Annotated in this window: 10 protein-coding genes; 7 read left to right on the plus strand and 3 right to left on the minus strand. The window is 74.5% G+C overall.

Annotation, left to right across the window (positions count from 1 at the left end; translation table 11 throughout):
- The first annotated feature begins 64 nt into the window (after nt 1-64).
- The 6 genes from P2H44_RS04235 to P2H44_RS04260 all read left to right on the plus strand — a co-directional run bounded on the left by P2H44_RS04235 (nt 65) and on the right by P2H44_RS04260 (nt 7837).
- Nucleotides 65-1480, plus strand: a complete 1416-nt coding sequence (locus tag P2H44_RS04235) for an aminotransferase-like domain-containing protein (protein WP_275762194.1) — start codon at nt 65-67, stop codon at nt 1478-1480.
- Nucleotides 1481-1569: 89 nt separating this feature from the next.
- Nucleotides 1570-2247 carry a TetR/AcrR family transcriptional regulator gene (locus tag P2H44_RS04240; RefSeq protein ID WP_275762195.1) on the plus strand — a complete coding sequence of 226 codons (678 nt, stop codon included), beginning with the start codon at nt 1570-1572 and terminating at the stop codon, nt 2245-2247.
- Between the two features lie 243 nt (nt 2248-2490).
- A complete protein-coding gene (locus P2H44_RS04245) occupies nt 2491-3789 on the plus strand; it encodes an aminotransferase class III-fold pyridoxal phosphate-dependent enzyme (RefSeq protein ID WP_275762196.1) in 1299 nt (432 codons plus the stop codon).
- A gap of 66 nt (nt 3790-3855) precedes the next feature.
- Nucleotides 3856-5271 carry an amidase gene (locus P2H44_RS04250; RefSeq protein WP_275762197.1) on the plus strand — a complete coding sequence of 472 codons (1416 nt, stop codon included), beginning with the start codon at nt 3856-3858 and terminating at the stop codon, nt 5269-5271.
- Between the two features lie 47 nt (nt 5272-5318).
- Nucleotides 5319-6086 (plus strand): SDR family NAD(P)-dependent oxidoreductase, encoded by a 768-nt coding sequence (locus P2H44_RS04255; protein WP_275762198.1) that lies wholly within the window; start codon nt 5319-5321, stop codon nt 6084-6086.
- 11 nt (nt 6087-6097) lie between these two features.
- On the plus strand, nt 6098-7837 hold the full coding sequence (locus tag P2H44_RS04260; RefSeq protein WP_275762199.1) for a flavin-containing monooxygenase: 1740 nt from the start codon (nt 6098-6100) through the stop codon (nt 7835-7837).
- 116 nt (nt 7838-7953) lie between these two features.
- Here the strand turns inward: P2H44_RS04260 and P2H44_RS04265 are convergent, their stop codons facing one another.
- From P2H44_RS04265 to P2H44_RS04275, 3 genes are all read right to left on the minus strand, one after another.
- Nucleotides 7954-9180 (minus strand): CaiB/BaiF CoA transferase family protein, encoded by a 1227-nt coding sequence (locus P2H44_RS04265; RefSeq protein ID WP_275762200.1) that lies wholly within the window; start codon nt 9178-9180, stop codon nt 7954-7956.
- Nucleotides 9177-10412, minus strand: coding sequence for a CaiB/BaiF CoA transferase family protein (locus P2H44_RS04270; RefSeq protein ID WP_275762201.1), 1236 nt, complete (start codon nt 10410-10412; stop codon nt 9177-9179). The genes P2H44_RS04265 and P2H44_RS04270 overlap by 4 nt, the downstream gene beginning before the upstream one ends.
- A 350-nt stretch (nt 10413-10762) precedes the next feature.
- Complete coding sequence (locus P2H44_RS04275; RefSeq protein ID WP_275762203.1) at nt 10763-12199, minus strand: amidohydrolase family protein; 1437 nt, start codon at nt 12197-12199, stop codon at nt 10763-10765.
- Between the two features lie 177 nt (nt 12200-12376).
- Between P2H44_RS04275 and P2H44_RS04280 the strand changes: the two genes are divergently transcribed.
- Nucleotides 12377-13339, plus strand: coding sequence for a Gfo/Idh/MocA family protein (locus tag P2H44_RS04280; RefSeq protein ID WP_275762204.1), 963 nt, complete (start codon nt 12377-12379; stop codon nt 13337-13339).
- Nucleotides 13340-13479: the final 140 nt, after the last annotated feature.

Below are 13479 nucleotides of genomic sequence, written 5' to 3' on the forward strand. Positions count from 1 at the left end.
GGCATAGCCCTCGCCCTCTGGCGCGCACAGGGACGGAGCGGTACGATCGCACCGAACTGTATGGGTGCGCAGAGGGGTACGGATCGAGATGGCGGGCGGCGCGCGCACCACCGAGGCGATGCAGGCGATCCGCCGTCGGATCGACAGCCGCGCCCTCGCCCCGGGGGAGCGCCTGCCCTCGATCCGGCGTTTCGCGCAGAGCATGGGCCTGTCGCCCTCGACGGTGGTCGAGGCCTACGACCGGCTGGCGGCCGAGGGGCTGATCCGCTCGCGCCCCGGTTCGGGCTTCTACGTCTGCGGGACCGCCCCCTCGCTCGACCTGCGCGCGCCCGAGCCGCCGCGGATGCGGGAGCTGGACCCGTTCTGGGTCTCGCGCCAGTCGCTCGACGCGGGGCCGGAGGCGGCCAAGCCCGGCTGCGGCTGGCTGCCGGCGGACTGGATGCCCCAGGCTTCCCTGCGCCGCGCGCTGCGCGAGCTGGCGCGGGGCCCCGACGCGCTGCTGGCCGACTACGGCGCCGCCGCCGGCCCGGTGGAGCTGCGCCGGATGCTGGCGCGGCAGGCGGCGGAGGAGGGGCTGGACGTGGGGCCGGAGGCCTTCGTGCTGACCGCCTCGGGCTCGCAGTCGCTGGATCTCGTGTGCCGCTGCCTGCTGCGCCCGGGCGACGCGGTGCTGGTGGACGATCCGTGCTACTTCAACTTCCAGGCGTTGCTGCGGGTCTGCCGGGCGCGGGTCGTCTCGGTCCCGATGACGCCGACCGGGCCGGACCTGGCCGCCTTCGCCGCGGCGCTGGAGGCGCATCGCCCGCGCCTCTACCTGACCAACGCGGCGCTGCACAATCCGACCGGCGCGACCCTCTCCCCCCAGGCCGCGCACCGGGTGCTGACGCTCGCCGCCGCCCATGACCTGACCATCGTCGAGGACGAGACCTTCGCGGCGCTGGAGCCCGACCCCTCCCCCCGTCTCGCCGCGCTCGACGGGCTGGAGCGGGTGATCCGGGTGGGCACCTTCTCCAAGACCCTGACCGCGGCGGCGCGGGTGGGCTACGTGGCGGGCGGGGCGGATCTGGTCGCGGCGCTGACCGACCTGCAGGTGGCCACGAACTTCGGCGGGCCGAGCCCGATCTCGGCCGAGCTGGTGCGCGGCGCGCTGGCCGACGGCAGCTATCGCAAGCATCTCGACGGGCTGCGCCGGCGCCTGTCGCGCGCCCGCAAGGAGGTGACGGCGCGGCTGGCGGACATGGGCATCGCGCCCTGGCTCGCCCCCCGCGGCGGGTTCCTGCTGTGGTGCGTCCTGCCCGAGGGTATCGACTCCGCCGACCTCGCCCGCGCGGCGCTGCGCGAGGGCGTGGTGCTGGCGCCCGGCGACATCTTCAGCCCCGCGAAGACCGCCGCCGGCTTCATGCGGGTCAACGTCGCCCAGATGACGCCCCCCGCCTGGGCGGCGCTGGAGCGGGCGATGGCGGAGGTGCGGGAGGCGTGAGCGCGCCCTGACCGCCCCCCGCGCGCCTTGCATCGCGGCGTGATCCCGGGGAGGACGGGGGAGGACGGACGGCGCGGGCGGAGAGCGGCATGGGGCCTGACGAGGCGGACGACGGGTTGCGCTATCGCGCCATCGGCCTGCGGATGCCGCAGCGCCGCCGCGGGCGGGAGCGGTTCGACGCCCTGCTCGACGCCGCCCGAGACCTGCTGGCCGAGGACGACGGGCGCGAGATCAGCCTCGCCGACGTCGCCCAGGCGGCGGGGGCGCCGCTGCCCTCGCTCTACCACTTCTTCACCAACCGCAACGCCCTGCTGGTGGCGCTGGCGCGCCGGCGCCTGGAGGCGTTGGCCGAGCTCGCCGCCCGGTCGCTCGATCCCCCGCCCGAGACCTGGCAGGACCTGGTGCGCCGCCGGCAGCGGGTGGGGGCGGGCCATCTCAACCGCCACCCGGACGCGCTGCGCCTGTTCATGGGGGCCGGCGTCTCGGCCGAGGTGCGGATGATGGACCTGCGCGGCAACGTTGCCGCCGGCGCCCGCCGCGCCCGCGAGATGCGCGCCGCCTTCCGCTGCGGGGAGCTCGAGGGGCTGGAGCGGTGGATGGCCTACGCGATCTCGATCGGGGACGGGGTCTGGGCGCTGTCCTGGGCCGAGCACCGCCGCATCACCGAGGCCGCGCTGGAGGAAAGCTGCGCGGCCGCGGTCGCCTACCTGCGCGGCTACCTGCCCGAACATCTGCCGAGACGATTCGAGGACGGGTCGCGGAGTTAGTCGAAGGTTCCACTGCCAGAGGCCGCCCCGAGACCGCTCGCAAGCCCCCGCTCAGCCGGCCGGGCAAGCCCGAGACGCGCCCGTCGCGCGGCGCTCAAAGGCCCGCCGGGCGCTTTCGCCCGCCGGCGTGCGTCGCCGAGGATGGCGGCGCTACTGGACAGGGGCTCACGAAGAAAAGCGGCTGGAATTTATTCGGCCAGGCCGTAGCGTCGGGGGCGACGGGCATCCGAAGGAAGCGACGACGTGACCACCCCCTCCGCGACGATGGATCGGGACCTGCGCGACCGGGCGGCGCGCGTGATCCCCAACGGCATGTACGGCCACATGGCCACGACCCTCTCGCCCCCGGGCGCGCCGCAGTTCTACGCCCGTGCGCAGGGCACGCGGCTGTGGGACGTGGACGGGCGCGAGTACGTCGACCTGCTCTCGGCCTACGGCCCGAACCTGCTGGGCTACGGCGAGCCGCGGGTGCTGGCGGCGGCGAAGGCGCAGATGGACCTGTGCGACGCGAGCACCGGCCCCACCGCCCTGCTCGTGGAGCTGGCCGAGGCGATGGTCGCCCAGGTCGCCGCGGCCGACTGGGCGATGTTCTGCAAGAACGGCTCGGACGCCACCGGCATGGCGGTGATGATGGCCCGCGCCCACACCGGGCGGCGGCGGATCCTGACCGCGCGCAACACCTACCACGGCGCCCAGCCCTGGTGCACGCCGCGACCCGCGGGCGTGCTGCCCGAGGATCGCGCCCACGTCCGCCACTTCGACTACAACGACCCCGAGAGCCTCGAGGCCGCGGTGCAGGAGGCGGGCGACGACCTGGCCGCGATCATGGTCACGCCCCACCGGCACGAGACCTTCCAGGACCAGCACGACGCCGAGGCCGCCTTCGCCCGCCGCCTGCGGGAGCTGGCCGACGAGGCCGGCGCGCTGCTGATCATGGACGAGGTGCGCACCGGCTTCCGCCTCGCCGCCGGCGGCTCGTGGGAGGGGCTGGGGGTCGCCCCCGACATCGCCTGCTGGGGCAAGGTGCTGGGCAACGGCCAGCCGATCTCGGCCGTGACGGGGGCGGAGCGGGTGCGCGAGGCCGCCGGCTCGATCTACGTCACCGGCTCGTTCTGGTTCGCGGGCGCGCCGATGGCCGCGGCGATCGAGACGCTGCGCCAGATCGCCGAGGGCGGCTACCTGGCGCGGATGCGCGCCGCCGGCGCCCGCCTGCGCGAGGGGCTGGGCGAGCAGGCCGACCGCCATGGATTCGGGCTGGTGCAGAGCGGCCCGACGGTGATGCCCCTGTTCCGCTTCGAGGAGGACGCCGAGCTGCGCCGCATCTACCGCTTCTGCGACGTGGCCATCGCCAACGGCGCCCTGCTGAGCCCCTACCACAACATGTTCACCAACGCCGCGATGACCGAGGCCGACGTCGACCGCGTGCTGGAGGCGACCGAGGCCGCCTTCCTCGACCTGCGCGCGCGCAACGCCGACCTGCCCCCCGTGCCCGCCCCGGTGGCCGCGCGGCTCGCCGCCGCCGCGTCCGCCCCGCGAGGCTGAACCGACCGGGCCGGGCGCGTCGGCGCCCGGTCCCTGCCCTCTCGGGCCGCTGAAGGAGCCTCCGTCTTGGCGACACCGACCTCCGACGCCGACATCGGCCACGCCTCCGCCCACGAACTGCGCGCGCTCTACGACGCGGGCGCGCTTGCGCCCAGCGAGGCGGTCGCCGCCGTCCTGCGCCGCATCGCCGAGGCGAACCCCGCGCTGAACGCCTTCAGCGTGGTGATGGAGGCCGAGGCGATGGCGGCGGCGCGCGAGAGCGACGCGCGCCTCGCCCGCGGCGAGGCCCGGCCGCTGGAGGGGGTGCCCGTCACCGTGAAGGACTTCTACGACGTCGCGGGACAGGAGACCGAGACCGGCTCCTTCGCCCTGCGCAAGGGCGTGGCCGCGGCCGACAACCCGGTGGTGACGCGCCTGCGCGAGGCGGGCGCGGTGGTGATCGGCAAGACCACGATGTCCGAGCTCGCCTGGTCGGGGATCAGCCGCAACCCGGTGAACGGCGTCACCCACAACCCCTGGGGACGGGGGCTGAACGCCGGCGCCTCCTCGGCCGGGGCGGCGGTGGCGGCGGCGGCGGGGTTCGGGCCGCTGCACCTGGGGTCCGACGGGGCGGGCTCGATCCGCATGCCCGCGCATTTCTGCGGGATCTTCGGGCACAAGCCCACCTACGGGCGGGTGCCGCACATTCCCGTCAGCCAGAACGACTACGCCACCTACATCGGGCCGATGACCCGCACGGTGGCCGACGCGGCCCTGATGCTGCGCGTCATGGCCGGGCCCCATCACCTCGACCACACCTCCGCCGAGGCGCCGCCCGCCGACTATCCCGCCCGGCTCGACGCGCCCCTGAAGGGCAAGCGCATCGCCTGGTCCCCCGACTACGGCCACGCCCGCGTCGACCCGGAGGTGGCCGAGGTCGTGGCCGCCGCCGTCCGCCGGTTCGAGGATCTCGGCGCCGAGGTCGAGGAGATCTCGCCCGCCTGGGGCCCGAAGGGGCCGGAGATCGGGCGCTTCTTCTGGGCCGTGCTCTGGGGCCGGCGCGCCGGGGTGCTGGAGGAATTCGAGGACCGCATGGACTCCGACCTCGTGGCCTGCATCCGCGAGGGCGCCCACTACACCGCCTCCGACTACCTCGCCTGGCGGGAGCGCAAGTACGCCTACGTGGCCGAGATCGCGGAGACGCTGAACCGCTACGACTTCCTCGTCTCCCCCGCCGCCTCGGTCGCGGCCTTCCCGGTGGAGCGGGTGCGGCCGGCCCACTGGCCGGAGCACGCGTGGGACTGGCTCGCCTGGGCCGAGTTCTCCTACCCGTTCGACATGTCGGGGGATCCGGCCTGCTCGGTGCCTTGCGGGTTCACCCCCGCCGGCCTGCCGGTGGGCATGCAGATCGTCGGGCGGCGCTTCGACGACCTGGGCGTGCTGCAGGCCGCCCATGCGTTCGAGCAGGCGGCGGGCCTGAGCGGTCTGCGCCCGCCGGTCTGACACGTCCCTCTCCGTTCCTCCTCCCTGCCCTCATCCAAGGACATCCGATGCCCCGACCCCTCGCGCCCGCCGACCCCGCCCCCGTCCTGGTGACCGGCGGCACACATGGCATCGGGGCGGCCTGCGTCCGGCTGATGGCGGAGGAGGGCTGGCCGGTCCTGTTCTGCGGGCGCGACGCGCAGGCCGGCGCGGCGCTGGCGGCCGAGATCCCCGGCGCGACCTATTTCGAGGCGGACCTCGGCTCCGCCGCCGGCATCCACGCGGCCGCGGACCGGGCGCTGGCGCTCTCGGGCGGGCGGCTCTCGGGGCTGGTGAACAACGCGGGCGTGGGGGTGCGGGCGCAGTTCGCGGCCACCGACGACGCGATCTACGACCGGGTGATGGACCTCAACCTGCGCGCGCCCGTGATGCTGACCGCCCGGCTGCTGCCGGCGCTGGAGGCGGGGGCGGGCTCGGTGGTGATGATCGCCTCGGTGGCGGGTAAGGCGGGGGAGAAGGGGCTCGCGCTCTACACCGCCTCGAAGGCCGCGCTGATCGGGCTGACCAAGAGCCTGGCGCTGGAGATCGGGCCGCGCGTGCGCATCAACGCCGTCTGCCCCGGCCAGATCGAGACGCGGATGATGGGCCGCACCCTGTCCCTGCCGGGGCGGCGGGAGCTTTTGACCGCCCGCATCCCGCTCGCGCGGCTCGGGCAGGCCGAGGACGTGGCCGAGGCGGTGGCCTGGCTGGTCTCGCCCCGCTCGGGCTACGTCTCGGGCGACGTGGTGACGGTGGACGGGGGCGAGACCGCCGGGCTGATGGTCTCGGAAGACTGAGGGGAAACGAGATGTCGATCGAAACCTGGACCCGCGCGCTGACCGAGGCGATCGCCGCGCGCGACGCGGACGCGGCCGCGGCGCTGTTCGTCGAGGACGGCTTCTGGCGCGATTTCGTCGCCGCCGGCTGGACGCTGCAGACGCTCGAGGGCGCGGCGGCCGTGGGCGCCTTCGCCGCCGGTCCCGCCGCCGACGCGGGCCTGCGGATCGCGCCCGAGGCGCCGCCCCTCCAGCCCGGGACCGATCCCGCGCAGGAGGGCTTCGTCGCCTTCGAGACCGCCCATGGCCACGGCCGCGGCTACGTCCGCCTGGCCGGGGACCGCGCCCGCACGCTGATGCTGACGCTCGAAGGCCTGAAGGGCCATGAGGAGCCGCTGCGCGGGCGCCGCCGCTCGGGCCTCGTCTCCGACCCCGAGGGGCGCAACTGGAAGGAGCTGCTGGCGGCCAAGACCGACGGCTTCGGCGAGACGCGCGAGCCCTACGTGCTGATCGTGGGCGGCGGCCAGGCGGGGCTGGCGCTGGCCGCGCGGCTCGAGATGCAGGGCGTGCCCTACCTGGTGGTCGACCGCCACCCCAAGGTCGGGGACCAGTGGCGCTCGCGCTACAAGGCGCTGACCCTGCATGACCCGGTCTGGTACGACCACATGCCCTACATGCCCTTCCCCGAGTTCTGGCCGGTGTTCACGCCCAAGGACAAGATGGGCGACTGGCTGGAGAGCTACGCCCATGCGCTGGAGCTGGCGGTGTGGACGGGGACCGAGTGCCTGGGCGCCCAGCGCGCGCCCTCGGGCGAGGGCTGGCGGGTGACCCTGAAGCGCGGGGACGAGACGCTGACCCTCTCGCCCACGCACCTGGTGATGGCGGTGGGCAACGCCGGCTTCCCGCGCCTGCCCGAGATCCCCGGCCAGGCGGAGTTCGCGGGCGTGCAGATGCATTCCTCCCAGTTCGCCAGCGGCGAGGGGCTGGAGGGGCGGCGCGTGGTGGTGATCGGGGCCAACAACAGCGCCCATGACATCGCCGCCGACCTGGTGGCCCATGGCGCGAAACCGGTGATGATCCAGCGCTCCTCGACCCTGGTGATCCAGCAGCGCACGGTGACCGACGTGCTGATCGGCGCGCTGTTCTCCCAGGCGGCGGTGGACCGCGGCGTCACCACCGACCGGGCGGACCTGCTGCTCGCCTCCAGCCCCTTCCGGGTGCAGGAGGAGAACAGCCGCCGCCTGTGGACGAAGATCCGCGAGGACGAGGCGCCGTTCTACGACGCGCTGGAGGCCGTGGGCTTCAAGGTGGACTTCGGCGAGGACGGGACGGGCCTGCTGAAATACCCCCGCACCGCGTCCGGCTATTATTTCGACGTGGGCGCCTGCGCGATGGTGATCGACGGGCGCATCGGCCTGCGCTCGGGCGCGGGCGTGGCGCGGCTGACGGCGGAGGGGGTGGAACTCGACACGGGCGAGTTGCTGCCCGCAGACATGATCGTCTACGCCACCGGCTTCGGCGCGATGGAGGAATGGGTCGCCCGCCTGATCGACCCCGCCACCGCCGAGCGGGTGGGCCGCTGCTGGGGCTACGGCTCGGGCGTGCGCGGCGATCCGGGGCCGTGGGAGGGGGAGCTTCGCAACATGTGGAAGCCCACCGCCGAGCCGGGCCTGTGGTTCATGGGCGGCAACCTCGCGCAGTCGCGCTTCTACTCGGGCCTGCTGGGCCTCCAGCTCAAGGCCCGCCATATCGGCTTGATCCCCGAGGATTGATCGCGGCGGCCTGATCCCACGGGGCCGAGACGGAGCGACCCGCCGGAGGGCCCGGCGGGTCGCGATCGTTCATCCGTCCGGCGACGCGGTCGGCCGGCGGTCGGCGCGCGCCCCTCTCAGGCGAGCACGCCCTCCCGCCGCAGGTCCGCGATCTCTCCGTCGCCGAGGTCGAGCAGGTCGCGCAGCACCGCCTCGGTGTGCTCGCCCAGCGTCGGCGCGGGGGAGCGGATCGGGGTGCGCTGGCCGTCCAGCGTCCAGGGAGTCAGCGGGTGGGGCTTCACCCCCACATGCGCCCGCTCGACCTGGGCCCAGAAGCCGCGGGCGTTGAGCAGTTCGTCCTCCAGCAGGTCCGCCGAGCGGATCACCGGGGCCACGGCGACGCCGGCGGCGCGCAGGGCCTGGGCGGCCTCGGGCGGCGTGCGCTGCGCGGTGAACGTCGCCAGCGCCGCCTCGATCTCGTCCTCGATCGCGCGTCGACCCTCGGGCGTGGTGAGGGCGGGGTCGCCCGCCCAGTCCTCCCGCCCCAGCAGGCGGGCGAGCGCGGGCCAGGCCTCGTCCACCGTCACCGCGGCGGCGACCCAGGTGTCCTCCGCCGTGCAGGGGAAGACGCCGTGGGGGACGTGCAGCGGGTGGCGGCGGCCCAGGCGCTCGGGCGGGGCGCCGGTCATCGACTGGGTGATTGGGCCGTGGATGCCGAACTGCATCAGCCCCTCGACCTGGGCGAGGTCCAGCCGCTGGCCCTCGCCGGTGCGGCGGCGGTGGAACAGCGCGGTCAGCAGCATCGCCGCCGCATGCATCCCCCCTGCGGCGTCGCCGTAGGCGATGTGGCACATGGCCGGCGGATCCTCCGGCCGTCCGGTCAGGTGCGGCAGGCCCGAGGACTGCTCGACCGTCGAGCCGTAGGCGCGGTAGGCCGACCACGGCCCCTCCGCCCCGAAGCCGGGCATCGAGAGCATGATGATCGACGGGTTCACGGCCTTGAGGTCCTCGTAGGTCAGGCCGAGCTTGGCCATCACCCCGGTCGCCTGGTTCTCGATCGCCGCGTCGCAGGTCTCGGCCAGGCGCAGGGCCAGTGCGCGGCCCTCGGGGCGGGTCAGGTCGATGGCCACGCCCCGCTTGTTGCGGTTGTTGTAGTTGAAGTTGGGCGACTTCTCGTGGGTCATGGCGGCGTCGGCCTTGCCGCCCAGGTCCCAGCCGCGCCACCAGTCGAAATGGCCCGGGCCCTCGATCTTGATGACCTCGGCCCCCTCGTCGGCGAGGTAGCGCGCGCCCAGCGGGCCGGCCCAGCCCATGGTCAGGTCGAGGATGCGGACGCCGCGAAGGGCGAGAGGACGCGGGTTCATGCCACCAGCTCCGGCGCGTGCAGGACGCCCTGCGCGATCAGCGCGTCGATGTCGGAAGAGGACAGGCCCAGCCGCTCGGACAGGACCTCGCGCCCGTGTTCGCCCAGGCGCGGGGCGCGCCCGCCGCGGGCGGGCGGGGTGCCGGACATCTTCCAGGGGATCGCCGGCGCCTCGAAGGCGGGGGCGTCGGGATGCTCGAACCGCCCGAAGGCCTCCCGCGCGCGCAGGTGATCGAGGGTCGAGAGATCCTCCATCGTCGGGACCAGCGCGGTGGGGATGCGGGCCTTCTGCCCCTCGTGGAACCAGTAGGCGGCAGGCTTGGTCTTCAGGCGCGGAACCAGCTCGGCATAGAGCGCCTCGATGTTGTCGAAGCGCGAGAAGGAGGCGGCGAAACGCGGATCGTCGGCGAGCTCCGGCGCGCCGACCAGCGTGCACATGGCGCGCCACTGCATCGGCGTCACACAGGTGACCCCCACCCAGCCGTCGGCGCAGGGGAAGATGGTCTGCGGCGCGATGGGCGGGAACAGGTTCACGCCCTTGCGGTTGCGCGGCGGCACGCCGTCGTAGGCGAAGCGCACCGCGCCGGATTCCGCGTAGGCCGCCTGCGCCTCGGCGAGCGACAGGTCCACCCGCGCGCCGCCGTCGCCGGCCTCGCGCGCCATCAGCGCGGTCATCGCGGCGACGTAGCCGACAAGGCCCCCGTTGATCTGGGACTGGTGGCCGCCGGGGACCAGCGGCGGACCCTCCTCCGGCCCGATGGGATAGAGGAAGGCGCCCGCGGCCATGGCGACCGCGTCGGTGCCGCGCCAGTCGCGCCCCGGCCCCTCGCGCCCGAACCAGCTGAGCGAGAGGTGCACCGCGTCGGGGGCGGCGGCGGGCAGGTCCAGCGCCTCGGCCCGCTCGGGCGGCAGCGCCTCGATCACGAGGTCTGCGTCGCGGGCGAGCGCGCGCACGATCTCGGCCCCGCGCGGGGCGGAATGGTCGAGCGCCAGGCTGCGCTTGCCGGCGTCGAGGAACATCTGCATGCCCGAGCCTTCGGGGCGCGCCACGCCCTCGGCGAAGGGCGGCAGGCGGCGCACGACGTCGCCCGCGGGCGGCTCGATGCGCAGCACGTCGGCGCCGTTGGCGGCGAAGAGGGCGGCGCAGTAGGCGGCCGCCACCTCCCCGCCCAGGTCGAGCACCCGAACGCCCGCCAGCGCGCCCGCCTGCGACTGAGATCCCTGCTGCGCCATGGCTCAGACCTCGCGCGGCCGCAGGGGCGGCGGGGACGAGACGCAGACGGGATCGCGGCGCGACGGATGGTTCACGGAAAGGCCCCTCCCAGGGATCGCCGGCGCGCGGATCGCGCGCCGCGTCGTTCACGGGCGCGGTCGCCGCGGCCTGCGCGACGTCCGCCCGTCTCTTGCCTGACGATTGTCAGGAAGCCTGACGCTATGAGCGGCGCCCGGGGCTGTCAAGGCGCCGGGCAACCGGCCGGCCGGCTGGGAGAGCGGAGCGAAGCGGGCGCCCTGCCCGCCCGCGGGCCCGGTCGCCGCGGCGACCGGGGAGCGGCGGCGCGTCCGAGGCGCCGCCGCGCCGGGGGTCAGGTCATGGGCAGGCTCATCGGCGTGATCTCGTCGGCGGTGCGGCCCAGGTAGTCGCGGCCGGGGACCTTCTCCATCATCCGGGCCTGCGCCTCGGTCAGGCGCGCGCAGGCGTCGGCGTGGTCCAGCGTCAGCACCTTGCCGTCGCCCACCACCTGCCGCCCGTCGATGTAGACGTCGCGCACCGCGCGGTCGGCGGCGTGGAACACCAGGCTGCGCAGCGGATCGCGGGCGGGCTGCATCCAGGGGTTCGACAGGTCCACCAGCACCACGTCCGCCTTCATCCCCGGCGCCAGGCGCCCGATGTCGTCGCGCATCAGCGCCTTGGCCCCGCCCACGGTCGCGGCATGGAACAGCATGTCGACCGAGGTCGCCTCGACGTCGCGCCCCGCGATGCGCGCGAAGGTCGAGGCCTTGCGGATCTCCTCGATCATGTTGTGGGGGGCGCAGTCGGTGCCGATGCCCATGGTCACCCCGGCGCGCACGTAGTCGCCGAAGTTCTCCATGATGTGGCCGTAGCGGGCGAAGGGCGTGGGACAGTGCGCGACCGCCGTGCCGGTGTCGGCCAGCAGGCCGAGGTCGGTCTTGGTCCACCAGTTGATCCAGGAATGCTGGTCCAGGAAGATCGCGTGCCCCAGCACCGTGCCGGGCGCGAGGATCCCCAGCGAGTGCGCCCACTGCACCGGCGTCAGCCCGTGGCGGCGGATCATCTCCTGCACCTCGAGCACGCCCTGCGCGACGTGCAGCGTGTAGGGCAGCCCCCGCTCCTGCGCCGCGGCCCAGCTGTCGCGCAGCAGCTCGCCCGAGCAGTTCTCGATCTGCATGGGCGAGACGACGCCGGTCAGCATCCCGGTGTCGTCCTTGGCCAGGTCGTCGAGGTAGGCCAGCGCCTCCGCGAACTGGGCCTTTCCGCGGGCCTCGTCCCAGTCGAAGCCGAGGGAGTGGTCGTTCTCGATCTTCCAGCGGCTGGTGGCGAAGCGGGGGGCGAGGAAGCCGCGCAGGCCGCTTTTCAGGAACAGCTCCCGCCAGCGGGGGAAGATCGCGCCGATGTCGCACAGGGTCGTCGTGCCCGACAGCAGCAGCTCGCAGGCCGCGGCCTCGAAGCTCGCCTCGATGGCCGCGTCGTCCACGGGACCGTAGGCCTGGGAGCGTTCGTAGAGCCCGGTCATGTACTGGTTGCGCAGCCCGTGCTCCTCGCGGATGCCGCGGTAGGAGGGTTCGTGCTGGGGGTGGGAGTGGATGTCGACCAGCCCGGGCATCACCATCACGCCCCGCCCGTCGACCACCGCGTCGGCCTCGCCGTGATAGCCGGGGCCCACGTGGACGATGCGGTCGTCGGCGAAGGCGAGGTCGACGTCGCGGGCGTAGACGTGGCGGGCCTGGGCGGCGTCCCAGACGATGGCCCAGGCGGCGTTGCGGATCACGGTGGTCGTCATGGGGGGCCCTCTTCGGTCGGGGAGATGCGGTCGCGCGGCGGCGCGTGCGCCGCAACGTTAGGGGCGCTTCGCGGCGGCGGGCAAGCCTCGCGGCGCCCCTCGCGCCGCTTTGGGGGATGGACGCGCGCCCCCGCGCGCAGGCATTCATGCGCACGCATATCAACAGGGAGAGTCGCGATGGGCGAGCCGTGGAAGGTCGGGATCGTCGGCCTGGGGATCATGGGCCGGCGGATGCTGGAGCATATGGGCCGCCACCCGAAGTTCGAGGTCGTGGCGATGTGGGACCCCTCGGCCGAGGCCTGCGCCAGGGCCGCGGCGCTCGCCCCCGGCGCCACCGTCGCGCCCTCGGCGGAGGCGGTGATCGAGGCGGCGCAGGTGGTCTACCTCGCCTGCCCCCCGGTCCCCCGCAAGGCCTACGCCCTGCACGCGGCGGGCGCCGGCAAGGCGGTGTTCCTCGAGAAGCCCTTCGGGGTGGACGTGGCCGAGGCGCGGGATCTCGCCCGGCGGCTCGAGGCCTCGGGGGTGCCGGCGGCGGTGAACTTCACCCAGGCCGCGGGCGCGGCGCTGACCACGGTGGTCGCGGATAAGACCATGGGCGCGCCGCGGGGCGTCGACATCGTGGTGACCTACGGCCAGTGGCCCCGCGCCTGGCAGGTCGAGGCCGACTGGCTGCGCTTCGCGGCCGAGGGCGGCTATGTGCGCGAGGTGATCTCGCACTTCCTGTTCTTCTCGGCCCGGGTGCTGGGACCGCTGAGCCTCGTGTGGTCGCGCCCCACCTACCCCGCCGATCCGGCGCTGTGCGAGACCCACATCGGCGCCCGGCTGGAGACCGCGCAGGGCGTGCCCGTCTCGGTGCTCGGCTCGGTGGGCGGGGTGCAGCCGGACCGGCAGGAGGTGACGGTGACCGGGACGGCGAAGAGCTGGCGGATCTCGGACTTCTACCGGCTCGCGGTCTCCGACGGCGGCCCGTTCGAGCCGGTGGGCGAGGAGCCCGCGGACCCGAGAGCCGAGAGCCTGCGCGCGCAGCTCGACGACCTCGACCGGATGATGCGCGGCGAGCTCCATCGCCTCGCCACCGTCGCCGAGGCGCTGGCGGTTCAGGAGCTGGTCGAGGCGATGCTGGCCCGCGACGGAGCCTGACGACCGGGCGGGCGCGGGCGCGGAGCGCGCCCTGCGCGACGCCCCGGGCCGAGCCCCGGGCCGCCTTGCGCCGGTTGCAGCCGGGGCTCGCGTGGTTCGCGGCCGGGGGGCGTCCCGGGTCGCCTCGCGGCGAGGGCCTG

It is taken from the genome of Albimonas marina (genome assembly GCF_029223255.1).
Lineage (GTDB): Bacteria > Pseudomonadota > Alphaproteobacteria > Rhodobacterales > Rhodobacteraceae > Albimonas.